This window comes from Pantoea sp. X-Soil-ISGK-285 (assembly GCF_059730815.1).
In genome coordinates this window covers 207,809-233,301 of record NZ_AP035938.1, presented here as the reverse complement: position 1 = coordinate 233,301, position 25,493 = coordinate 207,809, and the positions used below count along the sequence as shown (strand labels likewise).

The window sequence follows — 25,493 nt, the reverse complement described above, 5'->3', positions numbered from 1 at the left end:
ATTAATTATTCACGCCAGAAAGTAGGCGTGAACAGCACCAGCAAGGTGAATACCTCGAGACGCCCGAACAACATGGTGGAAATAAGAATCCATTTCGCCACGTCATTCATTGAAGTGAAGTTATCAGCTACGACCCCTAAGCCAGGGCCGAGGTTATTGAGCGTCGCGGCAACGGCAGCAAAAGCCGAGAAGTCATCAACACCGGTAGCGATGATCGCCAGCATGCTGATCAGGAACACCAGCGCATAAGCCGAGAAGAATCCCCATACGGCTTCAAGGATACGTTCCGGCAGCGCCCGGTTGCCCAGCTTAATGGTGTAGACCGCATTGGGGTGAACCAGACGCTTAAGCTCACGGTTACCCTGCTTGCATAACAGCAGTATGCGAATCACCTTCAGACCACCGCCGGTTGAACCGGCACAGCCGCCGATAAAGGCGGAGCACAACAGCAGTACCGGCAGGAACAATGGCCAGCGTGCGATGCTGTCGGTCGTGAATCCCGCCGTCGTCGCCATGGAGACCACCTGGAAAAAGGCTTGGTTCAGCGTCTGCCAGCCACTTACATAGACATTATGGAACCAGAGCACCAGGGTACAGATCAACACCAGCGTCAGCTGAACGCCAATAAACATGCGGAACTCAGGGTCGCGCCAGTACACACGCAGATTGCGTCCGCTTAACATGGCAAAGTGCAGGCCGTAGTTACAGCCTGAGATCAGCAGAAACACCGCCACGATGGTATTGATGGTGCCACTGTTAAAATAGCCGATACTGGCATCATGGGTTGAGAAGCCGCCAATGGCGATAGTCGAGAAACTGTGGCCAATAGCATCAAACGCTGGCATTCCCGCCAGCCACAATGCCAGCGCACAGGCTATCGTCAGCAGGACGTAGATCAGCCAGAGTGTTTTAGCCGTCTCGGCGATACGCGGTCGCATTTTATTATCTTTCAGCGGCCCCGGCATTTCAGCGCGATAGAGCTGCATGCCCCCGACGCCCAGAATCGGCAGTATCGCCACGGCTAATACGATGATCCCCATACCGCCCAGCCACTGCAGCATCTGCCGATAGAAGAGAATCGCCTTAGGCAACGAGTCCAGCCCCACCAGCGTGGTGGCACCGGTGGTTGTCAGGCCAGAGAAAGATTCAAAGAACGCATCCGTCACCGAAAGATGCGGCTGTTCGGCAAAGATAAAGGGCATCGCCCCTACGCTGCCCAGCACCGTCCAGAACAGGACCACAATCAGAAACCCTTCCCGCGGTTTGAGTTCGGTTTTCTTTTTGCGATTCGGCCACCACAGCAGCGAGCCGATCACCAGCGCCATCATAAAGGTCTGGCTAAACGCCCGCCCTGCGCCATCGCGATAAATTAAGGCGACCAGGCCGGGCAAAATCATCGTCACTGAAAAGAGGATCACCAGCAGACCGACTATGCGGGTAATGGCGCGAAAGTGCATTCAGCCGTTCCTTTAAATAAAAGAGATGAACATCATGGTGTGAGCGGGATCAGCGATAACGCGCCCCGACTAAAGTCTGACAGATTTTTTTTGAACCCGTCGATCTGTCCGTAAGGTACAGCCAGCGTCAACGCAATACGATCCTGAAACTGGCTGTCGGTCACCTTACCTTCAAAACGCTGTACCAGCCGTTCAATATCACTGAGCTGTGCATAGTCACATTGCAAAGTGAACAGCTTCATCGGCACTTTGCGCTGCCGTGGCAACTGCTTAAGCCCCTGCTGGACGCCACCACCATACGCTTTCACTAAGCCGCCGGTTCCCAGCATGATGCCACCGTAGTAACGCACCACCACAGCGGTAATCTCGCCAATATCCGCGCCCATCAGTTGCGCCAGCATCGGTTTCCCTGCCGTACCCGAAGGTTCACCATCATCAGAGAAACCGAGTTGCTGAGAATCATTCGGCGCGCCCGCTACCCAGGCCCAGCAGTGATGCCGGGCAGTGGGATGCTCGCTTTTAACCTGCTGGACAAACGCGCGCGCCGCCTCTGCACCCTCGGTGTGCGCCAGTAGCGTAATGAAGCGACTCTTTTTGATTGTCTCCTCACTGCTGCTTACTGGCACAGCGGGAATATCAAAGGCCTCCATCAGGCCAGATGCAGATCGCGGGTCATGTTCTCAACGCGATGCGCATGGATCACCACGTTATCCTCGATACGAATCCCGCCATAAGGCCGAAGCGCATCAATGGCCTGCCAGTTAAAGTGCTGACTGAAACGGCCTTCACGCAGCGTCTTCAGTAACGAATCAATAATATAGAAGCCCGGCTCAATGGTTAATACCATGCCCGGTTGCAGCACGCGGGTGCAGCGAAGATAAGGATATTGCGCTGGCGCGGCGAGATGGGTGCCCTGCTCATCCTGCATAAAACCGGCAACGTCATGGACCTGCAGACCCAGCGGATGCCCCAGGCCATGTGGCATAAACGGACCGGTCAGATCTTCAGCCACCAGCGCTTCTTCGCTGATTCCCTGAGCCAGCTCAAACTTCAGCAACATCTTCGCAATACGCTGATGCATCTGAAGGTGGTAATCGGTGTAGCGTACGCCCGGTTTCAGCGTGGCTATCAGGGCCAGCTCTTGAGTGTTCATCGCCTCAACCATTCTGGCATAGAGCGAACTGCTCTGCGCCGCATAGCTGCGGGTCAAATCAGCGGCATAGCCAAGATACTCGGCACCCGCATCAATCAAAAAGCTATGGCGTTTCGCTGGTGGCTGATGATCCAGCCGGGTGTAGTGCAGCACCGCAGCGTGCTCATTCAGCGCAATGATATTGCCGTAAGGTACATCGGTGTCGCGATGACCGGTAGCGGTCAGATACGCCTGATTGATATCGAACTCGCTTAAGCCCGCCGAGAACGCCTCTTTCGCCGCGCGATGACCGGCAACCGCCAGCTTCTGCGCCTGGCGCAGACAGGCGAGTTCATAATCAGTTTTGATGCTGCGATGGAAGTGCAGGAAGTCGATTACCGCTTTGGGATTAATATTGCCAGAGGCGATGCCGAGCTGAGATGCACGCGCGTTAACCGGGCCGATATAGGCGACGTTATCACGCTGTGCAGGCAGCAACTGCGCTATCTCATCCGCATTTTTCAGGCCGATAACGTCGACATCCCCGGTCCAGAAGCTATCCGGCAACGGTTCAACGTTATGCCAGTAATCCACCGGAGAGTAGAACCACAGTTTCGGTTTGTTCACCCCATCAATCCAGAGCCAGCAGTTGGGCACCTGCGTCACCGGCACCCAGGCCTTGAACTGCGGATTCACCTTAAACGGATAAGTGTGATCATCCAGAAACACCGTCAACAACTCACCGGAATGGATCAACATCGCATCCAGTTTATTGCGTGCCAGCACCTGCTGCGCCCGTTGTTGCAACGTGGCGATGTGCGCGTGATACAAGGTCTTCAGTGAATCCATTGACGTCTCTCCAGTGTCGCGAAATGGCCGCAGTTTAGCATACCCCTTGCGCAGATGCCGAAGTCGGCGCAGCTGTGATCTTGTTAGCAAATAAGCAAAGACCAGTTTGCAAAAAATTAACATCGCTCCCACACTCACGATCATCTGGTATGACCAGATCACCTTTCGCGGTTTCAGGAGACGCACATGCTCTACCAAGGCGCTAACCTTACTCTTCACTGGCTGGACGATGGCATCGCCGAGCTGGTTTTTGACGCTACGGGCTCGGTCAACAAGCTCGATACGCAAACTGTCGCCAGCCTGGGCGAGGCAATAGCTGTGCTGGAGCAGCAGCCAGAACTGCGCGGCCTGCTGCTGAGCTCCGCTAAACCTGCCTTTATTGTAGGGGCAGATATCACCGAGTTCCTTTCACTGTTTGATGCACCCACCGAAAAGCTGAGCCAGTGGCTGAGTTACGCCAACAGCATCTTCAATCGTCTGGAAGATTTGCCGGTACCGACTCTGGCCGCCATTGACGGCTATGCACTGGGCGGCGGATGTGAATGTGTACTGGCAACCGATCTGCGTATCGCTACTGCGGACGCCCGTATTGGCCTGCCGGAAACCAAACTCGGCATCATGCCGGGATTTGGCGGCAGCGTGCGATTGCCGCGCCTGCTGGGCGCCGACAGTGCGCTGGAAATTATTGCGGCGGGAAAAGATGTCGATGGCAATGCCGCTCTTAAACTCGGTCTGGTCGATGCGGTGGTGTCTCGCGAGAAACTGCGTGAGGCGGGAATCACCATGCTCAAAGCCGCTGCCACTGATGGCAGCTGGCGCGCCCGCCGGGCCCCTAAGCTGGCTCCGCTGAAACTCAGCCCGATTGAAGCGGCCATGAGCTTCACTATCGCGAAAGCCATGGTGCTGCAAACCGCAGGCAAGCATTATCCCGCTCCGCTGATGGCGGTAAAAACCATTGAAGCTGCAGCCAGCCTTGGCCGCGATGACGCGCTGAAGCTTGAAACCGCAGCGTTTGTGCCGCTGGCCCAGTCTGATGAAGCACGCGCGCTGGTCGGCATCTTCCTCAACGACCAGTATGTGAAAGGTCTGGCGAAAAAGCGCGGCAGCGAAAGCGGCGCACCCGCTCAGGCAGCGGTACTGGGCGCAGGCATCATGGGTGGCGGCATCAGCTACCAGTCTGCGTGGAAAGGCGTGCCGGTCAGAATGAAAGATATTAATCCACAGGCGTTAACGCTGGGGATGAACGAAGCCAGCAAGCTGCTCAATAAGCTGCTGGAACGCGGCAAAATCGACGGCAACAAACTCGCCAGTGTGATCGCCACTATCCAGCCCACGCTGGATTACGCCGGTTTTGAACAGGCTGATGTGGTGGTTGAAGCTGTGGTAGAGAATCCGCTGATCAAGGCAAAAGTGCTGGCGGAAACCGAACAGCATCTGCGTGAAGATGCGATTCTGGCCTCCAATACCTCGACCATTCCCATCAGCCAGCTGGCGCAGGCGCTGCAGCGTCCGGAAAACTTCTGCGGCATGCACTTCTTCAATCCGGTACCGCGTATGCCGCTGGTAGAGGTGGTTCGTGGCGAGAAAACCAGTGAAGCGACCCTGAGCAAAGTGGTGGCCTGGGCCAGCAAAATGGGCAAAACCCCGATCGTAGTGAATGACTGTCCGGGCTTCTTTGTTAACCGGGTGCTGTTCCCTTACTTCGCCGCTTTCAGCCTGCTGCTGCGCGACGGCGCCGATTTCCGTCAGATTGATAAAGTGATGGAAAAACAGTTTGGCTGGCCGATGGGCCCCTCATGGCTGCTGGATGTGGTCGGCATCGATACCGCGCACCACGCGCAAAGCGTCATGGCTGACGGTTTCCCGGATCGTATGAAGCATGACTATCGTGATGCGATCGATCTGCTGTTTGATGCCGGTCGTTTTGGCCAGAAAAATGGCAAAGGCTTCTGGCGCTGGGAAGAAGATAAAAAGGGCAAGCTGACAAAAGTGGCTGATACCGAAGTGGATACGCTGCTGGAGCAGGTCTGCCAGCCTAAGCGGGTCTTCAGCGATGAAGAGATCCTGAATCGCATGATGCTGCCAATGCTGAATGAAGTAGTGCGCTGCCTGGAAGAGAAGATTATTGCCTCGCCAGCTGAAGCGGATATGGCGCTGGTCTATGGTCTCGGCTTCCCGCCTTTCCGTGGCGGCGCTTTCCGCTATCTCGATACCCTGGGCAACAGCAATGTGGTGGATCAGGCCCGGCGTTATAGCGCGCTCGGTGGCTTATATGCCCTGCCTGCGCTGCTGGTGCAGAAAGCCCATCAGCATGAAAGCTGGTATCCCGCCGCCAAACCGATTGATGAAGCCGCGCTGAAAAGCGCCTGAGGGCAAAAAGATGGAAAATGTGGTGATTATTGATGCGGTGCGCACGCCAATGGGACGTTCAAAAGGCGGCGCCTTTCGTCACGTGCGCGCTGAAGATCTCTCTGCGCACCTGATGCGCGAACTCCTGAGCCGCAACCCGGCGGTGAACCCGACATCACTGGACGATATCGTCTGGGGCTGCGTACAGCAGACGCTGGAACAGGGATTTAATATCGCGCGTAACGCTGCGCTGCTGGCCGAAATCCCGCATTCAGTGCCGGCCACCACCGTCAACCGACTGTGTGGCTCTTCAATGCAGGCGCTGCATGATGCGGCCCGCGCCATTATGGTCGGCGATGCGCAGTGCTGTCTGATCGGTGGCGTGGAGCATATGGGACATGTGCCGATGAATCACGGCGTCGACTTTCATCCCGGTCTGGGCCGTACCGTGGCAAAAGCAGCAGGCATGATGGGCTTAACGGCTGAAATGCTGGCGCGAATGCATCATATCAGCCGTGAGCAGCAGGATGCATTTGCCCTGCGTTCACACCAGCGGGCCTGGCAGGCCACCCAGCGTGGGGACTTTGCAACAGAGATTGTCGCCACCTATGGTCACGACAGCGACGGCATTCTTAAACGCTATGACTTCGATGAGGTGATTCGCGAGGAGACCAGCGCCGAAGGACTGGCGGCACTCAAACCCGCCTTCGATCCGGTTAACGGCACCGTCACGGCGGGTACGTCGTCGGCGTTGTCAGATGGCGCGGCCGCCATGCTGGTCATGAGTGAATCACGCGCCCGTGAACTGGGGCTGACACCGCGTGCGCGCATCCGCAGCATGGCGGTGGTGGGCTGTGATCCTTCGATTATGGGTTATGGACCGGTACCGGCCAGCAAACTGGCATTGAAACGGGCGGGACTGAGCGTCAGTGATATCGATGTGTTTGAGCTGAACGAAGCCTTTGCCGCGCAGACGCTGCCCTGCATCAAGGACCTAGGTTTGCTGGAACGGATGGATGATAAGGTCAATCTGAATGGCGGCGCGATTGCGTTAGGCCATCCGCTGGGCTGCTCCGGCGCACGCATCAGCACGACATTGCTGAATATTATGGAGCGACGCGATGCCCGTTTTGGCCTCGCCACCATGTGTATCGGACTGGGTCAGGGCATTGCGACCGTATTCGAGCGTCTGTAATACGTTGAGTCTTACTTTGTCAGATTTACCCGCCGTAAACCGGCGGGTTTTTTCTGTCTGCTACAGGCTGCTACAGGGAATCAGATAAAGGCAAACGCATCGCCGTACATCTGTGACTCCACCGCGCCACGCTCGGCACAGAAACGATCGCGGGCAATCTTCGCCATCTCAAAACGTCCGGCGATGTAGATCTCATGCTCGCTCAGCGTACTGAAATCCTGCATTACTGCCGTCAGTACCGTGCCTGAACGGCCCTGCCAGCCCGCTTCAGGTTGCTCGACAACCGGGATCACCTTCAGGTTCGGGTGCTTCACCGCCAGCGCATCCAGCTCTTCCAGATCGTACAGATGCTTGAGCTCACGTCCGCCCCAGTAAATGGCGATATCGCGCTCTGGCTGTTCCGCCAGTGCAGTGAGCAGAATCGAACGGGCATAGGAGAAACCGGTGCCGCCTGCAATCAGGATCAGCGGCTTGCTGCTCTCTTCACGCAGCCAGGCATCGCCGTGCGGCATATCAACCGTGATCTGGCGATCGTTACGGATGCGATCCATGACAGCCATGGCATAGAGGTTCAGATCGGACGCGCCGATATGCAGCTCAATGATATCTTTTTCCATCGGCGTTGAGGCCAGTGAGAACGGACGCTTGTCACGCTCGTCCATCACCACCATCAGATACTGTCCCGCGCGAAAACTGAATTCCGCTTCAGGGATCAGGCGAACGCGATAGACCGTGTCGGTAATCGCCTCAACCGAAGTTACTTTACAGCTTAACGTTGTCATGCGTTCCCTCTGTCGGGTCGTCTTTATGGTTGTGCTCGCCATCAACGCTGTGGCGGCTGATCAAAAATACCTAGCTCATCCCAGATAGCATCAATGCGCGCGGTGACCGCAGGATCTTTAACGATAGGTGTACCCCATTCGCGCTGCGTTTCACCTGGCCACTTATTGGTCGCATCCATCCCCATCTTCGATCCCAGCCCGGAAACGGGCGAAGCGAAATCGAGATAATCGATTGGGGTATTTTCCACTAATACCGTATCGCGGGCCGGATCCATACGCGTAGTGATCGCCCAGATCACGTCGTTCCAGTCACGCGCATTAACGTCATCGTCACACACAATAACAAATTTGGTGTACATGAACTGCCGCAGAAACGACCAGACGCCAAACATGACACGTTTGGCATGCCCCGCGTACTGCTTTTTAATCGTCACGACCGCCAGCCGGTATGAACATCCTTCTGGCGGCAGATAGAAGTCCACGATCTCCGGGAACTGCTTCACCAGAATCGGCACCAGCACTTCATTCAGCGCCACCCCCAGCACCGCAGGTTCATCTGGCGGACGGCCGGTATAGGTGGAGTGATAGATAGGCTTATGGCGCTGCGTAATATGCGTAACGGTAAACACCGGGAAGCTATCTACTTCATTGTAGTAGCCGGTGTGGTCGCCGTAAGGTCCTTCCGGCGCCATATCGCCTGCTTCGATATACCCTTCCAGCACGATTTCCGCGCTGGCGGGAACTTCGAGATCGTTCGAGAGGCATTTCACTACTTCGGTTTTATTGCCGCGCAGTAAACCGGCAAACGCATATTCTGACAGCGTATCGGGCACCGGCGTTACGGCCCCAAGGATAGTGGCAGGATCGGCACCCAGCGCCACCGAGACCGGAAAACGCTCACCCGGATGCGCTTTCGTCCACTCCAGATAGTCGAGCGCGCCGCCACGGTGCGACAGCCAGCGCATGATCAGCCGATTTTTGCCGATCACCTGCTGCCGGTAGATACCGAGATTCTGCCGCTCTTTGTGCGGGCCGCGCGTCACGGTCAGCCCCCAGGTAATCAGCGGTGCCGCATCGCCCGGCCAGCACTTCATCACCGGAATCCGCGTCAGATCGACTTCATCGCCGCTGAACACCTCTTCCTGACAGGGTGCATTGCGCAGGCGTTTGGTCGGCATGTTCAGGACCTGCTTAAACTGCGGCATCTTGTCGAACAGATCGCGGAAGCCTTTTGGCGGCTCCGGCTCTTTCAGGAAGGCCAGCAGTTTACCCACTTCACGCAGTGCGCTGACCTCTTCCTGGCCCATGCCCATTGCCACACGCTTTGGTGTGCCGAACAGATTGCACAGTACCGGCATGTCGTACCCTTTCGGGTTTTCAAACAGCAGAGCCGGGCCACCGGCACGCAGGGTGCGGTCGGCGATTTCAGTCATTTCCAGTTCAGGATCGATCGACTGGGTAATGCGCTTTAGCTCACCGCGCTGTTCGAGCAGCGCGAGAAAGTCTCTTAAATCGTGATATTTCATGCGGCTTTAGCTTTCCGGCCAGAGTGAATCGGCCATTATAGGTCTGATTAAGCGGTTATGCTGAGGTTTATATAGCAGCGTCATACGCACTGAAAGGGAACCAGCGGTTGTAACGCGCGGGCATCGTGATACCCCTGAATCGGCTCGCCGTGGCGAAACAGTTTAAAATCTTCGTTTCGCACGCTGTGATAGCGCAGCTGATTGTCGTGAACGTGCAGAAAACTGCCTTCACGCAGTGCAATCACCGACTCGGTCGGATTAACTGCACAGAACTCTGCCAGCCGTTCGTCACGGGTTTCGCCCATATGACCGCTGACGCTGGCATCCAGATAGTGGGGATTAATCTGCACCGGAAAGAGTCCCAGCGCAGGCAGCACCACGCTGCTGCGCACCGGCATATCGTTCGTGGTACGGATTGAGGGCGTCGCCACGTTGCAGCCTGCGCTCCAGCCGACATAAGGTACCTGTCGCTCCCGCACCGCGCGCTGAATCGCTCCGATCAGACCCTGCTCATGCAGCATCTGATTCAGGAACCAGGTGTTGCCGCCGCTGACTAAAATCAGCTCTGCCTGCGCAATCGCTTCAGCCGGTGAGGCGAATGCCTGAACCCGCTCAACCTGAATGCCCAGAGAGGCACTGAGTTCGGCGGCGCGTTGCTGCTGATCGCCACGAATAATCGCATAGGGGATGAGTACCGCCGAGCGGATAGCGCGTCGGGCGATCATGGCGTGCAGCTGCGGCTGCGCATAGCCCAGCAGCGGCGCATCATCCGCCAGCTTGCCGTTGCTCAACAGAAAGAGTTCCATCAGAGGATCCTTTTGCAGATGTGATGGTCATTGAGTCTGATACAGAGCAATAGCAGACGTCAATTTTCAGTCACCTTTTCTGCTGCCATCGGGCATCTTAAGAAAAGTCTCAGTTTATTTTCTTTGCGGGACGCTTTACCCTGCCCCTGCGCTATAACTCTGGCAACAGGTTTGCTATTCTTAGCGTCCATTCAATGGGAGCAGTTATGGAATCCTGGTACTTACTCTATTGCAAACGTGGACAGCTACTGCGCGCGAAGGAGCATCTGGAGCGGCAGGAAGTGCATTGCCTCAGCCCGATGATCGCTCTGGAAAAGATCGTGCGCGGTAAACGCACCACCGTGAGTGAGCCACTGTTCCCGAATTATCTGTTTATCGAGTTTGATCCGGAAGCCATTCACACCACGACGATCAGCAGCACCCGTGGCGTCAGCCACTTCGTGCGCTTTGGCACGACGCCCGCGACCGTGCCTTCAGCCGTGATTGAAGCGCTGGAAACAGACGTCCCGCAAATCCTGCTTGACCCTGAAACGCCGCAAAGCGGTGATGAAGTGGTCATCACCGACGGGACGTTTGAAGGGCTGCGCGCCATCTTTGCCGAGCCGGATGGTGAAACGCGCTCAATTCTGTTGCTTAATTTGCTGAACAAGCAGGTAATGCGCAGCGTCGACAACAAGCAGTTCCGCAAGATTTAAGCCAGTCTGAATAACGTCCGCGCATTATGGTCGATGCGGGTCGCCAGTTCCTCAGCACTCTCACCACGCCATGTCGCCACCTGGTGCACAATATGCGGTAAAAAGCAGGGTTCATTACGGCGCGAAGTCGGGCGTGGACGCATGTCGCGCGGCAGCAGATATGGGGCATCCGTTTCCAGCAGCAGGCGATCGGCCGGAATCAGTGGCAGCAGCTCGCGCAACTCCAGACCACGGCGCTCATCGCATACCCAGCCCGTAATCCCTACCGATAATCCCATGCCCAGACAGGCTTCCAGTTCGTCACGCGTGCCGGTAAAGCAGTGGATCACCGCGCCAGACAGTTTTGGCAGCCAGGGCGCCAGCACTGCGGCGAAACGCGTATGGGCTTCGCGGCAGTGCAGAAAGACCGGCATATTGAGTTCTGCCGCCAGAGCCAGCTGCGCATCAAACGCATACTCCTGCTGCTCATGAGCCGACAGGTTGCGATTGAAATCGAGTCCGCATTCACCGATGGCAACCACTTCCGGTTTTTCAGCCAGGCGACGCAGGGTGCTGGCAATTTCCGTTGACCATTCGCTGGCATGATGAGGATGGACGCCCGCGGTAGACCAACAGAAGCCCGGTTGATCCTCAGCCAATCGCTGAGCCTGCTGGCTCTCCAGCGCGTTAGTGCCGGTAATAAGCATGCCGGTGACGCCCGCATCACGCGCGCGTTTAACCACCTTTTGCCGGTCGGAGGCGAATTGCGTGCTGGTCAGGTTTACACCGATATCAAACATAATTTTTCCCACAGTTTATAAACAAAAACCGCCCATCAGGGCGGTTTGGATTGATCGCTTCCCGCCAGTGCGGGTAAAGCTGTCCGCATCAGGAGTCGGTATTCTCTTCTTCATCCTGTAACCGGCGGCCTTTACCCACATAGTAACGGGAAAAGAATACGCCGACTTCAAACAGGCAGTACATCGGAATAGCGAGCAAAGTTTGGGAAAAAACATCCGGCGGTGTGAGCAACATCCCGACCACGAAGGCGCCCACCAGAATATAGGGACGTTTCTTCTTCAACTCTTCCGGGCTGGTGATACCGGTCCAGCACAGCAACACAATCGCCACCGGCACCTCAAACGCCACGCCAAATGCCATAAACAGCGTCATGACAAAGTCGAGGTATTTGGAGATATCCGTTGCTACAGTCACGCCGATCGGCGCTGTCTTGGTGAAAAAACCAAATGCTAGCGGGAAGACCACGAAATAGGCAAAGGCCACGCCGAAGTAGAAAAGGAAGGTGCTGGAAAACAGCAGCGGCATAACCAGCCTGCGCTCATGACGGTAAAGCGCCGGGGCGACAAATGCCCAGACCTGATAGAGGATCACCGGCACCGCAAGAAACACCGACACTATAATGGTCAGCTTAATCGGGGTGAAAAACGGTGAGGCCACATCGGTCGCGATCATGCTGGAGCCCACCGGCATCTGGCTGATTAGCGGTGCCGCGACCAGCTGGTAGATGTCGTTGGCGAAATAAACCAGCACCAGGAAAATCGCTAATACGGCGACGATGCAGTTCAGTAGTCGCTTACGCAGCTCAATCAGATGACTGATGAGCGGTTGGGTATCTTCAACGGCCATTATCGTTCATCACTTGCAGAAGAGGGGGTAGCGGAATGACGCGCAGGATCTGCCGGCCTGGCAACGTCGCCAGCGGGCGCCTGTGCCGGTGCGCTGGCCACAGCGGTTGGTGCGGCAGAGGACTGCACCGCCGGACCTGATGAAACCGCTGAAGAAGCCGGTGCAGGAGCATTGGCGACGGCAGAAGGTGCGGCAGAGGGCTGCACCGCCGGGCCTGAGTCTGAAACCGCAGACGGTGTCTGTGCCGGGGCACTGGCCTGATGTTCTGCTGTAGCCGGTGTCGCCGAAGGCTCAGCCGGAGCAGGCGCGGGCCTGTGCTGTGCCGAATGGATGGTGTTTGCCTCGTCTTCCTCTTTTTCAATGTCGATGCTCTGACTGACCGAGCGTTTCATTGAATCCGCAGTTTTACGCAGCTCTTCCATCGACTCTTTCAGCTCGGGTGAGAGCGTGCCACGGCCCGCTTCTTCCACCTTTTTCAGGCTCTCCTGCAACTCCTGCAGCTTGAGCTCCTGCGCCAGTTCATGTTGTACATTGGCTGCCAGCGAACGAATCGCCCTGATCCAGCCGACCACGGTTTTCACCGCAACCGGTAAACGTTGCGGGCCGAGTACAATCAGCCCGATCACGAACACCAATACCAGTTCACTAAAACCAATATCAAACACGGTTTACACCTGCTTGTCGTTCTTGGCTTCTTCTTTGTTAGCCGAAGTTTGCTGTTTGTCCGCCAGCGTTTTGGCAGCGAAGTCAGCGTCCTGCTCTTTCGGTTGATCCTTTTTGTCGTCCTCGTCACCCATGGCTTTTTTGAAGCCACGAATCGAAGAACCCAAATCTGAACCCAGATTACGTAATTTGTTGGTACCGAACAGAAGTACAACAATCACGGCAATGATTAACAATTGCCAGATACTGATACCGCCCATGAGATAGCCTCTAATATTCTGTGAAAACGATGAGGTAATGCACCACAGAGTGCCCTTTTCAACCGGGCCTGAGCCAGCGACATTACCTTTTTTTAGACGGACGTGACAATCAGTTTGTCTTACGCCAGCCGATTAACCAGGAGACAATTCCTGCTGCCATCAACACCGCCGGGAAAAAGTCCCAATCCGGTCGGGTGAGCAGCACAGCCGTTCCGCTTAACAGCAACGTTGCACCGACGCCGAACAGGTAACGCGCCTGATGGTGCCGGACGCGCTGCGCATTCATATCGCCCACTAATTTATCGACGCTGTGCCGCAAAAGTTTGTGCTGGCGCATGCTGTCGTAAAACAGCTCCGGCAGCTCAGGGAGCTTCTCAGCCCAGAATGGCGCTTTCTCTTTTACCGCACGGATAATAGCCGGTAATCCCACCTGATCTTTGATCCACTCTTCCAAGAAGGGCTTGGCTGTCTTCCACAGGTCGAGCTGCGGATAGAGCTGACGGCCGATGCCTTCAACATAGAGCAGCGTTTTTTGCAGCAGGACCAGCTGCGGCTGCACTTCCATATTAAAGCGGCGTGCGGTGTTGAACAGGTTCAGCAGCACATGCCCGAAGGAGATTTCAGCCAGCGGTTTTTCAAAAATCGGCTCGCAGACCGTACGAATCGCAAACTCGAAATCTTCTACGTTGGTATCGGGCGGCACCCAGCCTGAGTCAACGTGCAACTCCGCGACCTTACGGTAGTCACGGTTGAAGAAGGCGATAAAGTTTTCAGCCAGATAGCGCTTATCTTCTTTGTTCAGTGAACCCACGATACCGCAATCGATGCCGATATATTGTGGATCTTCCGGATGTTCATAGCTGACAAAAATATTGCCAGGATGCATATCCGCATGGAAGAAGCTGTCGCGGAAGACCTGGGTGAAGAAGACCTGCACGCCACGTTCTGCCAGCAGCTTCATATTAACGCCATGACGCTCCAGCGTGGCAACATCTGAAATCGGAATGCCGTAGATGCGCTCCATCACCATCATGGTTTCGCTGCAGTAGTCGGAATAGACTTCCGGCACATAGAGCATGCGGCTATCTTCAAAATTCCGGCGCAACTGAATGGCGTTGGCCGCTTCACGTAACAGATTCAGCTCATCAAGCAGGGTTTTCTCATAATCGCGCACCACTTCGACCGGACGCAGACGACGGCCATCCGGCAACAGGCGCGGGACCCAGCGGGCCAGGCGATAGATCAGCTTCATGTCCGCCCGAATCACCGGCAAAATATCGGGGCGAATCACTTTGATCACCACTTTCTTGCCAGTTGATTTCAGCGTGGCGGTGTGCACCTGCGCAATGGATGCCGAAGCCAGTGGCTTGATATCAAAATCATCAAACCAGGTTTCAATCGGCGCGCCCATTGAAGCTTCAATCTGCGCTTTGGCTTTGACGCCATCGAACGGCGCAACACGGTCCTGCAGGATCGCCAGTTGATCGGCAATCAGCGGCGGGAAGAGATCACGACGGGTCGACAGCATCTGGCCAAACTTGATCCAGACCGGACCCAGCTGCTCCATCGCCATGCGCATACGTGCGCCGATCGGTTCATGCTGATGCAGATTAGGGATCCAGAAAACAGAGCGACGCCACAGGCGAAACAGGAAAGTGAGGCGTGTCTGAGGAATCAGTTCATCAAGGCCATAGGTCAGAAACACCTTCATGATCAGATATAAGCGGCGGATCTCTCCAAAACTCATTTTGCCTCCAGCTGCGCCAGACGCGCATCAAGCGCCTCAAGCGAACGTTCCATCGCGTCGACCTCCTCAGAAAACCAGGCTAATTCCAGCGAGCCAGGCGCAACACGCCACTCTTCGGTTATGGCCTGTCCGAGATAATCCTGGCGACGCTGCACTTCACCTTTGAAAAAGCGTAATGCCTGTTGTGAGCGCTGGCTGATCCCCTGTGCGGCGATATCGCCGACCCAGGGAGCCAGATATTCTGCCGGATCCAGCTCAGCCAGATCCATCAGCGCAGAGAACTGCTGCACCACCTGCAGGTCGCCTTCAACCTGCAATTCACCGCTGCGGATCAGCGGCGTCAGCTGCTGGCGATCGCGCAGCTTCGGCAGGGTTTTCAGCGAGGTGATCACCGTGCAGTCACTGCGATCCTGCCAGTCAGCTAACACATCGACCTGCTGTTCACTGAAGACCAGCACCAGCGGATGAGAGAACTCATTCAGGCGCAGCGTCAGCACTTTGCCATTCAGGCGTTGCCGCGCCGGTTTCAGGCCACGATCGCGATAGAGAATACGGTTCAGCGCCGTTTCCAGGCCCGCGGTAATCAAGGGCGTCAGGTTCATTACCATCTCACTCAGAACTTAAATCCACGATGCAGCGCCACAATGCCGCCGGTCATATTGGAGTAAGTGGTATTTTCAAAACCGACATCGTTCATCATCGCTTTCAGGGTCTCCTGATCGGGATGCATGCGGATCGATTCGGCCAGATAGCGATAGCTCTCTGCATCCTGCGCCACCAGCTGTCCGATACGCGGCAGAATGTGGAACGAGTAGGCGTCATACGCTTTGCTCAGCGGATCCAGAACGGGTTTAGAGAACTCCAGCACCAGCAGGCGTCCGCCCGGCTTGAGTACCCGGAACATAGAGGCCAGCGCCTTCTCTTTTTCCGTAACGTTACGCAGGCCAAAAGAGATGGTAATGCAGTCGAAATAGTTATCAGGGAAAGGCAGGGCTTCGGCATTGGCCTGTACGTAACTCACGTTGCCGACCACGCCCTGATTGCGCAGCTTTTCGCGGCCCATCTTCAGCATGGAACTGTTGATATCGGCCAGTACAACCTGACCCGTTTCGCCCACCAGGCGAGAAAATTTAGCCGTCAGATCGCCGGTACCCCCCGCCAGATCCAACACGCGCTGACCGCGACGTACGCCGCTGCTGTCAATGGTAAAACGCTTCCAGATACGATGGACGCCAAACGACATCAAATCGTTCATCAGGTCATATTTTGCCGCTACGGAGTGAAACACGTCCGCGACTTTGTCAGCTTTTTCGCTTTTGGCGACCGTCTGAAAGCCAAAATGGGTAGTTTCCTGCTGTGATTCATCTGCCATCGGTTTTACCTGCTCCACAAACAATACTTCCCGAAGTGTATCAGAGTCACGGAAGTCAGGCACGCTGCGCCCATACTATTCGTGGAGGCGCCTCACATGCATCTCACTCTCATCCGCATCACTGTCATCATCTGCATCATCAGCCGCCCGGTTTTCCGGCATGGCACGTTCGGCCAGCTGAGGATTGATTGGTCGTTTGATCTCCACGCCCAGCGCTCGAAATCCTTCAGTCTGCGCAATCAGATTGCCGCGCCCTTCCGACAGCTTTTTCATCGCCTCGCGATAGCTGTTCTGTGCTTTATCCAGGCTGTGACCAATGCCGCTCATGTCATCGACAAACAGCCGCATCTTGTCATAGAGCCGCGTTGCCCGATCGGCAATACGCTGCGCATTGCGGCTCTGATGCTCATAGCGCCACAGATTATTAATGGTACGCAACGCCACCAGCAGCGTGGTAGGGCTGACCAGCATGATGTTCTGCTGCAGCGCCTCACCAATCAGCTCAGGCTGGCGGTCAATGGCCAGCAAAAAGGCGGGCTCCACCGGGATAAACATCAGCACATAATCCAGCGATCGTAACCCGGGCAATTGTTGATAATCTTTTCGTCCCAGCAGGCGGATGTGCGCCCGCATGGCAGCGACATGTTCCTGAATAGCCTGCTCTCGTTCGATCTCATCATCCGCATTGAAGTAGCGCTCATAGGCCACCAGCGTCATTTTGGCGTCCACCACCACATCTTTGCCCTGCGGCAGGCGCACAATCACATCCGGCTGCATCCTGCCCTGCTGTTCTGACTGAATGCTCACCTGGGTTTCATATTCGTAGCCTTCACGCAGTCCGGAGGCTTCCAGTACCCGGCTCAGCACCACTTCACCCCAGTTACCCTGGATCTTATTATCGCCCTTCAGCGCTTTGGTCAGGTTAAGCGCCTCCTGCGCCATCTGCGCATTCAGCTGCTGTAACTGCCGGATTTCATGGGTCAGGGTATGTCGCTCACGCGCTTCTGCGCCAAAGCTTTCATGAACCTGACGACGGAAGCCATCAAGCTGTTCACGCAACGGGCCTATCAGCCCGTCCAGACTTTGCCGGTTCTGTTCATCGACGCGACGGCCGCTGTTTTCGAAAATACGGTTGGCGAGGTTTTCAAACTGGGCGCTAAGGCGTTGTTCGCTGTTGGTCAGCAGGCGCTGTTTCTCTTCTGCGGCGAAACGGGTCTCTTCAAGGCGAATGGTCACCTCACGCAGCTCCGCTTCCTGCGCGCTGTTGACCTCCAGCTGATTGCGCAGTTCACGATTAAGCTGCTCACTTTCATTACGCCAGTAATCAAGCTGTTGCAGCCGCTCATTGGCGCCGCTCAGAGCACCGTGCAGCTGACGAAGCTCCTGCTCACGCTGCTGCGTCTGCTGCTGAAGCTGTTCGATTTGCTGCTGCTGACGCTGTTGCGCCTCTTCCTGCAGACGGCGCTCGGTCTGGAAACTGGCGACCTGATGGCCGGCACGTAACTGTGCCAGCATCCAGCCAATCCCTAACCCGGCAAGCGCCAGACAGGCGCTGATAATGATGTGCTGATCCATGATTTCCCCCGCGACTCAGGCTGCTGAGGGAAAGGTAGAGTCGCACTGTATGAATGTCCAGATAATTTTAGCAGGATTCAGCGCCTTACAGCGCCGCTACCGTGAGCTTGCCAGCCTGCCACTCATCAATCAGGAAAAACGGCATGGGCAATAGCCATTCACCCTTTTTAACCTGCGCCAGATAGTGCCAGGTTGTCCCGCCCGAGGTGATCGCGACGCGCTGTCTGCTTCCCTCAGCGGCGCTGGATTTGCCGGTCATACTGGCAAAACCGGCATTGCTGCCCACATGGAAATGCGGCGTCTGCCAGCGCACGGGGGCATGGTCAGGCCACGGCTTGGCCTGATGAAAATGAAACAAATCATCGTGGCTCAGGAGGCTTTCACGCACCGTCGGCCACAACGCCACCTTGAGGAAATATTGATCGGTGAAGCGCTGGCTGCCCTGATACTGCGCAATGAAATCGCGCATCGCCTGTTCCACATCCCGGAAGACGCCGTGACAGCCGCCCCACATCCCTGCCAGCAGCAGCTCAGTATGGGAGAAGTAGTCACGCATATGGTGGAACCAGTAAGGCGACGCCAGCCAGGCGTTAACCGCTGCCGCTTCGCGCTCCGAGAGCAGCGAGTCGGCATCACGCACGATAAAACGCTTCACGCCCGGATCGTCCATTACCAGGAAACGCCACAGGGTCGGAAACAGCGTTTTCTCGTGAGACATATCGATCAGCTGGACGTGCGGCTGGTCAAGGCGCTGCCAGACATGCTGCGGCACGCTGTCATCGAGGTAGATGCGGCAGACCCAGCCGGGATAGAGTTCAGGCGCCACTTCAACGTTTTTGATTAAGGTTTCACAGTAGCGCGGCTGATCGCCATAGAGGCAGAAAGCGATGACATTCTGGTGCGGATGAGTGAGATCGACAGGCTCCGGTTGCGGAGCGGGAAACGTGGCGCGCTGCCCCTGACTGAAACGCGCATCAGAGCGCATCAGCGAGGCCAGCCCATGACGCGCTACCTCGTCCTTTTTATCCAGCCAGCCACACACTTCGGTTAAGCCATCCAGCCAGGTTTCAGAGGCGGTAGCCTGCACAGCGGGCGGCGACTGATAAATCTTCTGGTAGATTTTGTACGATTTATTGTACTGACCCAGACGCAGCAGGCAGAGCGCGTAGTCGCTCAGCACCTGCATCTGATTGGGCATCGTGCGCAATACCTCTTCACAGCATTGAGCGGCCAGCGCATAGTCGCCCTGTTGCATGGCGGCACGGAAACGTTCGGCACTGCGTTCCAGCATGGCTTTGAGTGCGGCCGGATTAGCACCAGGGGCAGGACGTCGGACGGGAATCGTATTGCGCATAAAAACTCTCAGGTTTCACTGATGTTACGCGCCGTTAACTACCGGCAGCAGGTTTTGAGTCTGGACAAAAAACCTGCTGCCAGACGCGGTCGTTATAGTAAGCGACGCGCCGCTTCGACCACAATCTTCACTGCGTCACTTTCTGTCTGTTTCATGGTGACCGCATCCGGGATCTCTTTCTGAGTGCGGTTCACAATCACGCCCGCCACCATGCCGGCTCGCAGACCCTGGCTGGCGCACATGGTTAACAGTGTAGCGGATTCCATCTCATAGTTGAGAACGCCCATCTCCTGCCACTCTTTCATCGATCCCCTGAAGCGACTGACTACGCGGCCCGAGACGGTGTCGTAGCGCTCCTGACCCGGATAGAAGGTGTCAGAAGAGGCGGTGATGCCGATATGCGTTTTCGCGCCACAAGCTTCTGCGGCGGCAACCAGCGCGGTGGTGCAGGCGAAATCAGCCACTGCCGGGAACTCCATCGGCGCAAAATGCAGGCTGGCCCCGTCCAGGCGAACAGACGCAGTGGTCACCAGCACATCGCCGACATTGATATGCGGCTGGATAGCGCCCGTGGTACCGACACGCAGGAAGGTGCGCACGCCAAGCTGCGCCAGCTCTTCGACCGCAATCGAGGTAGACGGACCGCCAATGCCGGTTGAGCAGACCACGACCGGCTTACCATCAATTTTTGCCAGCCAGGAGGTAAATTCACGGTGTGAGGCGAGATGCGTGGCATCTTCCATCAGTCCGGCAATTTTCTTCACGCGCTCTGGATCGCCCGGCACAATCGCCAGGGTGGCGCCCTGCAGATCGGCTTTGGTCAGGCCAAGATGGAAAACGTCAGACTGTGTCATTTTCAGACTCCTGTTAAGGGAAGGTAGCGCGCCACTCTACGCCAGCACGCCCAAAAAATATGTGACAACATTCACTTAAGAAAATGAAAGTTACATTTCCCGAAAGATAAATTGTGACAGCAATCACACAATAGCATCTTCCGGGTGCGGATAGCTCTCGGTGGGGCTGTGTCAGGGTCTGCGCAATGTTAAAGAGAAGGATGATTTTATTCGCTGCTGATTCTGTGACCCGACACCTGGCGCATACGCTTTCCGGCCAGGCTATAGTTACGTGATTGCGCAAATGCTTGCACGGAGAGAATAATGAAACCCAGTGATAATATGGCACAAAAACCGGCGACGGGCGGCTTTGCCCCTGCCGTGCAGCCCACCGCCTCCACCACCATCATTACCGACAGTCCGGCGATTCACGCGGGAGAGACCTCAGTGCCCAGCCAGGGCGAAAACATGCCGGCATTCTTTGCAAAACCCCAGTCAGCGGAAGGCCCATGGCCTGTCGTGCTGGTCGTGCAGGAGATCTTTGGTGTGCATGAACACATCCGGGATATCTGCCGCCGTCTGGCGCTGGAAGGCTATCTGGCGATTGCGCCTGAGCTCTATTTCCGCGAGGGCGATCCCGCTGAGTATAACGATATCCCGACGCTGTTCAGCGAGCTGGTCAGCAAAGTGCCTGACAGCCAAGTGCTGGCCGATCTCGATCATGCCGCCAACTGGGCCGCACGCAACGGCGGCGATATTCGTCGCATGGGCATCACCGGTTTTTGCTGGGGTGGTCGCATCAGCTGGCTCTACGCCGCGCATAACCCGCAACTGCGCGCCGCCGTGGCGTGGTATGGACGACTGACCGGTGAGCGTACGCTGAAGCAGCAGAAACATCCTATTGATATTGCGGTCGACCTGAATGCGCCGGTATTAGGTTTGTATGGTGGCCAGGATGAGGGTATCCCGCTGGAGAGCGTCGAGCAGATGCGTCAGGCACTGCATGCCGCCAATGCAACCGCAGAGATCATCGTCTATCCCGAAGCGGGCCATGCCTTTAATGCTGACTATCGTGCAAGCTACCATGCTGAATCTGCCAATGATGGCTGGCAGCGGATGCTGGCCTGGTTCAGGCAGTATGGTGTTGCATCGCAGTAAATGAAAAAGGGGCGCGTCTGCGCCCCTGATTTTTTCGTCCACCAGACCCGATTCCCTACGCCGTTTCTCCACGCAATTTCTTCGCTGCCGTCACCATGTTCGCCAGCGCCTGACGCGTTTCCGTCCAGCCCCGTGTTTTCAAACCGCAGTCCGGGTTCACCCACAGACGCGCTTCCGGAATGCGTTTCGCCGCCTTTAGCAACAGTGCTTCTATCCACTCCACGCTGGGGACATTAGGCGAATGGATGTCGTAGACGCCGGGACCGATTTCATTCGGGTAGTCGAAGTTCTCAAACGCCTCCAGCAGGTCCATGTCAGATCGCGAGGTTTCGATGGTGATCACATCGGCATCCAGCGCCGCGATAGCGTCCATAATGTCGTTAAATTCGCAGTAACACATATGGGTGTGAATCTGGGTTTCATCCCGCGCCACCGCCGCATTCAGTCGGAAGGCCTCCACCGCCCAGTTCAGGTAGGCGGCCCATTCAGACTGGTGCAGTGGCAGACCTTCACGCAGCGCAGGCTCATCAATCTGGATAATCCCGATGCCCGCCTTCTCCAGGTCTTCGACTTCATCACGCAGCGCCAGCGCGATTTGTTTCGCGATGGTTTCGCGTGACACATCTTCACGCGGGAATGACCAGCAGAGGATGGTTACCGGACCGGTCAGCATCCCTTTTACCGGCTTGTTGGTCAGCGACTGGGCATATCTGGCCCACTCAACGGTGATCGCCTCCGGACGACTGACATCGCCAATAATGACAGGCGGTTTCACACAGCGTGAACCGTAGCTCTGAACCCAGCCATTCTGTGTGAAGACAAACCCCTCCAGATGTTCGCCGAAGTACTCAACCATGTCGTTACGTTCCGCTTCACCGTGAACCAGCACATCCAGCCCCAGCCGCTCCTGTTCGAGAATCGCCTGCTTAATGTGCTCCGCGATGCCGGTGCGGTAATGGTTGCTGTCGAGCCGGCCCTGTTTAAAGTCGAGGCGCAGGCCGCGAATTTCAGTGGTCTGCGGAAAAGAGCCGATGGTGGTGGTAGGCCAGGCTGGCAGATTGAAACGCTGACGCTGCAGGACCGCCCGCACCGGATAAGCGCTCTGGCGTTCACTGTGCTGTGGGGTAATGGCCTTAATACGCTGGCCCACCGCCGCATTATGCACGCGGCGGGAGTGAGCGCGGGCGTGTACCGGTGCGCTCCAGGCTTCCAGCGCCGTCGCATCGTTGTTGTTGAGTGCCTGACTCAGCAGTGATAGCTCGGCACATTTTTGCAGCGCAAAGGCGAACCAGCTTTTGACTTCATCATCCAGACGGGTCTCGACGCTCAGGTCGATAGGGCTGTGCAGCAGCGAGCAGGAGGAGCCGATCCACACCTGTTCACGCGCTCTGGTCAGCGGTTGCAAGCGGCTGAACCAGCGGCTCAGATCGGCGCGCCAGACGTTGCGTCCGTTGATCACGCCGAGCGACAGCAGCCAGCTGGCGGGCAGTTGCTGATTCAGTTGCTGAATATCATCACGACCATGGACCAGATCGACATGCAGCCCCTGCACCGGCAGCGCACGAATCACATCAATGTTCTGGCCGATGCTGTCAAAATAGGTGGTCAGCAGCAGTTTGCTGTGACCCTGCAGTGCGTCATACGCCGGCTGGAAGGCTTCGCGCCACGTCTGCGGCAGCTCCAGTGCCAGAATGGGTTCATCAATCTGTACCCATTCGATGCCGCGCTTAGCCAGTTCCGCCAGCACCTGCTGATAGACCGGAAGAATCCCCTCCAGCAGTGACAGACGTTCAAACGGCTCACCCTTCACTTTACCCAGCCACAGATACGTCACCGGCCCCAGCAGCACTGGCTTGATGTTGTGTCCCAGCGGCAGTGCCTCATCCACCTCATCCAGCAGCTGGGTCCAGGTCAGTTTAAACGTCTGACCCTGGGTAAATTCCGGCACCATGTAGTGATAGTTGGTGTTAAACCATTTGGTCATTTCTGCCGCCGCCGCAGGCTCGCCGGTCGGCGCACGACCGCGTCCCAGGCGGAACAGGGTGTCGAGGTCCACGGTGCCTGCTTTGTTCTGATGACGCGCGGGCACGTTGCCCAGCATCAGGCTGGTGGTCAGCACATGGTCATACCAGGCGAAATCGCCGACCGGCAGCAGATCGACGCCCGCCTCTTTCTGTTGTTGCCAGTGTCGCGCACGCAGCTCACGGCCCGTCGCCAGTAACGCCTGCTGCGTGCTGTCGCCAGCCCAGTAACTCTCCAGCGCTTTTTTCAGTTCACGGCGCAGGCCAATACGGGGAAAGCCGAGGGTATGGTTCAGGATAGTCATGTGCTGTTCTCCAGATAATCTTTCACTTTGGCTGAAATGGGCAGCCAAAGATGTTTAGCCGTCCAGATGTTTACACTGCTATACTCTGCGGGTACTGTATATTGCTCAAGCGCAATATGTTCATTTTCGATGTGAAGGACTCTCATGATCGAACTCAAGCACCTGCGGACGCTTCAGGCTCTGCGCAATACGGGATCGCTGGCGGCGGCGGCGGCCCAGCTTCATCAGACGCAATCGGCGTTGTCTCATCAGTTCAGCGATCTGGAGCAGCGGCTGGGATTCCGCCTGTTTGTGCGTAAAAGTCAGCCGCTGCGCTTTACGCCGCAGGGCGATATTCTGCTGCAGCTGGCAGAGCAGGTGCTGCCGCAGATTCAGCAGGCATTGCAGGCCTGCCATGAGCCACATCAGACCACGCTGCGGGTGGCGATAGAGTGTCATAGCTGCATCCAGTGGCTGACCCCCGCGCTGGATAAATTCCGTCAGAGCTGGCCGCAGGTGGTGATGGATTTCAAATCGGGCGTGACCTTTGATCCTCAACCCGCCCTGCAACAGGGTGAGCTGGATGTGGTGCTGACCTCCGATATCCTGGCGCGCTCGGGTCTGTTCTACTCCCCGATGTTTGATTATGAAGTGCGGCTGGTGCTGGCAACGGATCACCCGCTGGCGCAGGTTGAGCAGATTTCGCCGGAAGATCTCGCCGATGAGGTGTTGATGATCTATCCGGTGCAGCGTCAGCGTCTGGATATCTGGCGTCACTTCCTGCAACCTGCAGGCGTCAGTCCGGCACTGAAAAGTGTGGATAACACCCTGCTGATGATTCAGATGGTCTCGGCACGTATGGGGATTGCCGCGCTGCCGCACTGGGTGGTGGAGAGTTTTGAGAAGCAGGGTCTGGTGGTCACCCGCACGCTGGGCGATGGCCTGTGGAGCCGTCTTTATGCGGCCGTGCGCGAAGGGGAGCAACGTCAGCCGGTGCTGGAAGCGTTTATCCGCTTTGCCCGTCAGCACGCCTGTGAGCATCTGCCTTTTGTGCGCGACGCCGCGCTGCCCGGTGCGGTGTTGCAGCGATAATCTGGCGGGCACAAACCTGCGCGAAGGCGGGCAAAATCCCCTATAATGCGCAGCCTGTCGACTGACCACGAGAAGATTTCACCATGACTAACAATGATATTCTGCGCAGCGTGCGCTATATGCTCAACCTGAGCGATGCCAAAATGGTGGAGATTTTTGCGCTGGCGCAATGTGACGTGCCGCTGGCGGATATTCAGGCGTGGCTGAAAAAAGATGACGATGCTGCGTTCCGTCCCTGCCCCGATGTGCTGATGGGTTATTTCCTGAATGGCCTGATCTTCTACCGTCGCGGCAAAAGTGAAGATGCGCCCGCGCCGTCGATTGAGCGCAAGATGACCAATAACATCTTCATGAGAAAGCTGCGTATCGCTTTTGATCTGAAAACCACCGACATCCCTGATGTACTGAAACGCGTGAATTTTACCGTTTCACAGGCTGAGATTGGTGCGATTTTCCGCAAACCTGATCATAAGAACTACCGCGAATGCGGCGATCAGATTCTGCGTAACTTCCTGAAAGGGCTGGCGATGATTCAGCGTCCTAAGAGTGAGAAGCCTGCCTGATATCGTGCCATCCAGTCGGAAATAGCGGGTTGCTGCGTAAAGACGGCGTAAATCCATCCCTGGAGCCTCGACCGCCGCATCCTTGCGGCGGACGCTTTACTTCTCAACCCGCCATCCCCTCCTTCATATTCGCTCTGAGCCCCTGGTTCAACTG

The 25,493-nt window shown here is 56.5% G+C and carries 23 protein-coding genes; 6 read left to right on the top strand and 17 right to left on the bottom strand.

From position 1 onward, the window contains the following. Positions 1-5: 5 nt before the first annotated feature. Genes trkH through pepQ form a run of 3 tightly spaced genes read right to left on the bottom strand, consistent with a single transcriptional unit; the run spans position 6 to position 3,438 of the window. Positions 6-1,457 carry a Trk system potassium transporter TrkH gene (trkH, locus tag AC6I8B_RS01030; RefSeq protein ID WP_157354017.1) on the bottom strand — a complete coding sequence of 484 codons (1,452 nt, stop codon included), beginning with the start codon at positions 1,455-1,457 and terminating at the stop codon, positions 6-8. Positions 1,458-1,489: 32 nt separating this feature from the next. Next, positions 1,490-2,107, bottom strand: a complete 618-nt coding sequence (locus AC6I8B_RS01025; protein ID WP_010257205.1) for an IMPACT family protein — start codon at positions 2,105-2,107, stop codon at positions 1,490-1,492. Further along, a complete protein-coding gene (pepQ, locus tag AC6I8B_RS01020) occupies positions 2,107-3,438 on the bottom strand; it encodes a Xaa-Pro dipeptidase (RefSeq protein WP_157354020.1) in 1,332 nt (443 codons plus the stop codon). Before pepQ ends, AC6I8B_RS01025 begins: the two co-directional genes overlap by 1 nt. A gap of 186 nt (positions 3,439-3,624) precedes the next feature. Here pepQ and fadB point away from each other — a divergent pair, with 186 nt between their 5' ends. Both fadB and fadA read left to right on the top strand, forming a co-directional pair. After that, a complete protein-coding gene (gene fadB / locus AC6I8B_RS01015) occupies positions 3,625-5,808 on the top strand; it encodes a fatty acid oxidation complex subunit alpha FadB (protein WP_033767553.1) in 2,184 nt (727 codons plus the stop codon). 10 nt (positions 5,809-5,818) lie between these two features. Next, complete coding sequence (gene fadA / locus AC6I8B_RS01010) at positions 5,819-6,982, top strand: acetyl-CoA C-acyltransferase FadA (RefSeq protein WP_010257216.1); 1,164 nt, start codon at positions 5,819-5,821, stop codon at positions 6,980-6,982. Between the two features lie 80 nt (positions 6,983-7,062). On the opposite strand, the gene fre is transcribed toward fadA, so the two are convergent. The 3 genes from fre to pepE form a co-directional block, all read right to left on the bottom strand. After that, positions 7,063-7,764 (bottom strand): NAD(P)H-flavin reductase, encoded by a 702-nt coding sequence (gene fre, locus AC6I8B_RS01005; protein ID WP_010257219.1) that lies wholly within the window; start codon positions 7,762-7,764, stop codon positions 7,063-7,065. Between the two features lie 41 nt (positions 7,765-7,805). Continuing rightward, a complete protein-coding gene (ubiD, locus tag AC6I8B_RS01000; protein WP_010257222.1) occupies positions 7,806-9,290 on the bottom strand; it encodes a 4-hydroxy-3-polyprenylbenzoate decarboxylase in 1,485 nt (494 codons plus the stop codon). An 80-nt stretch (positions 9,291-9,370) separates the two neighbouring features. Next, positions 9,371-10,096 carry a dipeptidase PepE gene (gene pepE, locus AC6I8B_RS00995; protein ID WP_010257226.1) on the bottom strand — a complete coding sequence of 242 codons (726 nt, stop codon included), beginning with the start codon at positions 10,094-10,096 and terminating at the stop codon, positions 9,371-9,373. 206 nt (positions 10,097-10,302) lie between these two features. On the opposite strand from pepE, the gene rfaH reads away from it, so the two are divergent. Continuing rightward, positions 10,303-10,791 (top strand): transcription/translation regulatory transformer protein RfaH, encoded by a 489-nt coding sequence (gene rfaH, locus AC6I8B_RS00990; RefSeq protein WP_010257230.1) that lies wholly within the window; start codon positions 10,303-10,305, stop codon positions 10,789-10,791. Here rfaH and tatD read toward each other — a convergent pair. From tatD to udp, 10 genes are all read right to left on the bottom strand, one after another. After that, positions 10,788-11,570, bottom strand: a complete 783-nt coding sequence (gene tatD / locus AC6I8B_RS00985) for a 3'-5' ssDNA/RNA exonuclease TatD (RefSeq protein ID WP_157354022.1) — start codon at positions 11,568-11,570, stop codon at positions 10,788-10,790. The genes rfaH and tatD overlap by 4 nt on opposite strands. Positions 11,571-11,658: 88 nt before the next feature. Next, complete coding sequence (gene tatC / locus AC6I8B_RS00980; RefSeq protein WP_033785766.1) at positions 11,659-12,417, bottom strand: Sec-independent protein translocase subunit TatC; 759 nt, start codon at positions 12,415-12,417, stop codon at positions 11,659-11,661. Beyond that, on the bottom strand, positions 12,417-13,082 hold the full coding sequence (gene tatB, locus AC6I8B_RS00975; RefSeq protein ID WP_033759483.1) for a Sec-independent protein translocase protein TatB: 666 nt from the start codon (positions 13,080-13,082) through the stop codon (positions 12,417-12,419). The genes tatC and tatB overlap by 1 nt, the downstream gene beginning before the upstream one ends. Positions 13,083-13,085: 3 nt before the next feature. Continuing rightward, positions 13,086-13,340, bottom strand: a complete 255-nt coding sequence (tatA, locus tag AC6I8B_RS00970; protein WP_010257244.1) for a Sec-independent protein translocase subunit TatA — start codon at positions 13,338-13,340, stop codon at positions 13,086-13,088. A 109-nt stretch (positions 13,341-13,449) separates the two neighbouring features. Beyond that, entirely contained in the window at positions 13,450-15,087 is a 1,638-nt protein-coding gene (ubiB, locus tag AC6I8B_RS00965; RefSeq protein ID WP_010257248.1) for a ubiquinone biosynthesis regulatory protein kinase UbiB, read from the bottom strand. Continuing rightward, entirely contained in the window at positions 15,084-15,689 is a 606-nt protein-coding gene (gene ubiJ, locus AC6I8B_RS00960; RefSeq protein ID WP_010257253.1) for a ubiquinone biosynthesis protein UbiJ, read from the bottom strand. Before ubiJ ends, ubiB begins: the two co-directional genes overlap by 4 nt. An 11-nt stretch (positions 15,690-15,700) precedes the next feature. After that, entirely contained in the window at positions 15,701-16,459 is a 759-nt protein-coding gene (gene ubiE / locus AC6I8B_RS00955; RefSeq protein WP_008926452.1) for a bifunctional demethylmenaquinone methyltransferase/2-methoxy-6-polyprenyl-1,4-benzoquinol methylase UbiE, read from the bottom strand. A gap of 75 nt (positions 16,460-16,534) precedes the next feature. After that, a complete protein-coding gene (gene rmuC / locus AC6I8B_RS00950; protein WP_010257260.1) occupies positions 16,535-18,034 on the bottom strand; it encodes a DNA recombination protein RmuC in 1,500 nt (499 codons plus the stop codon). A gap of 85 nt (positions 18,035-18,119) precedes the next feature. Next, positions 18,120-19,388 carry a tetratricopeptide repeat protein gene (locus tag AC6I8B_RS00945; protein WP_157354025.1) on the bottom strand — a complete coding sequence of 423 codons (1,269 nt, stop codon included), beginning with the start codon at positions 19,386-19,388 and terminating at the stop codon, positions 18,120-18,122. A 92-nt stretch (positions 19,389-19,480) separates the two neighbouring features. Further along, a complete protein-coding gene (gene udp, locus AC6I8B_RS00940; RefSeq protein ID WP_010257266.1) occupies positions 19,481-20,242 on the bottom strand; it encodes a uridine phosphorylase in 762 nt (253 codons plus the stop codon). Positions 20,243-20,545: 303 nt separating this feature from the next. Here udp and AC6I8B_RS00935 point away from each other — a divergent pair, with 303 nt between their 5' ends. Continuing rightward, the gene (locus tag AC6I8B_RS00935; RefSeq protein WP_010671680.1) at positions 20,546-21,379 is read left to right on the top strand and encodes a dienelactone hydrolase family protein; all 834 of its coding nucleotides are present in this window, start codon (positions 20,546-20,548) and stop codon (positions 21,377-21,379) included. A 55-nt stretch (positions 21,380-21,434) separates the two neighbouring features. Here AC6I8B_RS00935 and metE read toward each other — a convergent pair whose 3' ends face one another. Beyond that, a complete protein-coding gene (metE, locus tag AC6I8B_RS00930; RefSeq protein WP_157354028.1) occupies positions 21,435-23,705 on the bottom strand; it encodes a 5-methyltetrahydropteroyltriglutamate--homocysteine S-methyltransferase in 2,271 nt (756 codons plus the stop codon). A 144-nt stretch (positions 23,706-23,849) separates the two neighbouring features. On the opposite strand from metE, the gene metR reads away from it, so the two are divergent. Together metR and AC6I8B_RS00920 are read left to right on the top strand one after the other, a co-directional pair. Beyond that, positions 23,850-24,776 (top strand): HTH-type transcriptional regulator MetR, encoded by a 927-nt coding sequence (gene metR, locus AC6I8B_RS00925; protein ID WP_003854400.1) that lies wholly within the window; start codon positions 23,850-23,852, stop codon positions 24,774-24,776. A gap of 83 nt (positions 24,777-24,859) precedes the next feature. Then, positions 24,860-25,339: a YehS family protein gene (locus tag AC6I8B_RS00920; protein ID WP_010257278.1), complete on the top strand. Its 480-nt coding sequence runs from the start codon at positions 24,860-24,862 to the stop codon at positions 25,337-25,339. Positions 25,340-25,493: the final 154 nt, after the last annotated feature.

Bases quoted from the DNA above. Each gene is read 5' to 3' on its own strand.
- fadB (WP_033767553.1), top strand. From the start codon at position 3,625: ATGCTCTACCAAGGCGCTAACCTTACTCTTCACTGGCTGGACGATGGC.
- tatC (WP_033785766.1), bottom strand. From the start codon at position 12,417: ATGGCCGTTGAAGATACCCAACCGCTCATCAGTCATCTGATTGAGCTG.
- rmuC (WP_010257260.1), bottom strand. From the start codon at position 18,034: ATGGATCAGCACATCATTATCAGCGCCTGTCTGGCGCTTGCCGGGTTA.
- AC6I8B_RS00935 (WP_010671680.1), top strand. From the start codon at position 20,546: ATGAAACCCAGTGATAATATGGCACAAAAACCGGCGACGGGCGGCTTT.
- pepQ (WP_157354020.1), bottom strand. From the start codon at position 3,438: ATGGATTCACTGAAGACCTTGTATCACGCGCACATCGCCACGTTGCAA.
- rfaH (WP_010257230.1), top strand. From the start codon at position 10,303: ATGGAATCCTGGTACTTACTCTATTGCAAACGTGGACAGCTACTGCGC.
- AC6I8B_RS01025 (WP_010257205.1), bottom strand. From the start codon at position 2,107: ATGGAGGCCTTTGATATTCCCGCTGTGCCAGTAAGCAGCAGTGAGGAG.
- pepE (WP_010257226.1), bottom strand. From the start codon at position 10,096: ATGGAACTCTTTCTGTTGAGCAACGGCAAGCTGGCGGATGATGCGCCG.
- AC6I8B_RS00945 (WP_157354025.1), bottom strand. From the start codon at position 19,388: ATGCGCAATACGATTCCCGTCCGACGTCCTGCCCCTGGTGCTAATCCG.
- tatA (WP_010257244.1), bottom strand. From the start codon at position 13,340: ATGGGCGGTATCAGTATCTGGCAATTGTTAATCATTGCCGTGATTGTT.
- fadA (WP_010257216.1), top strand. From the start codon at position 5,819: ATGGAAAATGTGGTGATTATTGATGCGGTGCGCACGCCAATGGGACGT.
- ubiB (WP_010257248.1), bottom strand. From the start codon at position 15,087: ATGAGTTTTGGAGAGATCCGCCGCTTATATCTGATCATGAAGGTGTTT.
- trkH (WP_157354017.1), bottom strand. From the start codon at position 1,457: ATGCACTTTCGCGCCATTACCCGCATAGTCGGTCTGCTGGTGATCCTC.
- fre (WP_010257219.1), bottom strand. From the start codon at position 7,764: ATGACAACGTTAAGCTGTAAAGTAACTTCGGTTGAGGCGATTACCGAC.
- ubiJ (WP_010257253.1), bottom strand. From the start codon at position 15,689: ATGAACCTGACGCCCTTGATTACCGCGGGCCTGGAAACGGCGCTGAAC.
- udp (WP_010257266.1), bottom strand. From the start codon at position 20,242: ATGACACAGTCTGACGTTTTCCATCTTGGCCTGACCAAAGCCGATCTG.
- metR (WP_003854400.1), top strand. From the start codon at position 23,850: ATGATCGAACTCAAGCACCTGCGGACGCTTCAGGCTCTGCGCAATACG.
- AC6I8B_RS00920 (WP_010257278.1), top strand. From the start codon at position 24,860: ATGACTAACAATGATATTCTGCGCAGCGTGCGCTATATGCTCAACCTG.
- ubiE (WP_008926452.1), bottom strand. From the start codon at position 16,459: ATGGCAGATGAATCACAGCAGGAAACTACCCATTTTGGCTTTCAGACG.
- tatD (WP_157354022.1), bottom strand. From the start codon at position 11,570: ATGTTTGATATCGGTGTAAACCTGACCAGCACGCAATTCGCCTCCGAC.
- ubiD (WP_010257222.1), bottom strand. From the start codon at position 9,290: ATGAAATATCACGATTTAAGAGACTTTCTCGCGCTGCTCGAACAGCGC.
- metE (WP_157354028.1), bottom strand. From the start codon at position 23,705: ATGACTATCCTGAACCATACCCTCGGCTTTCCCCGTATTGGCCTGCGC.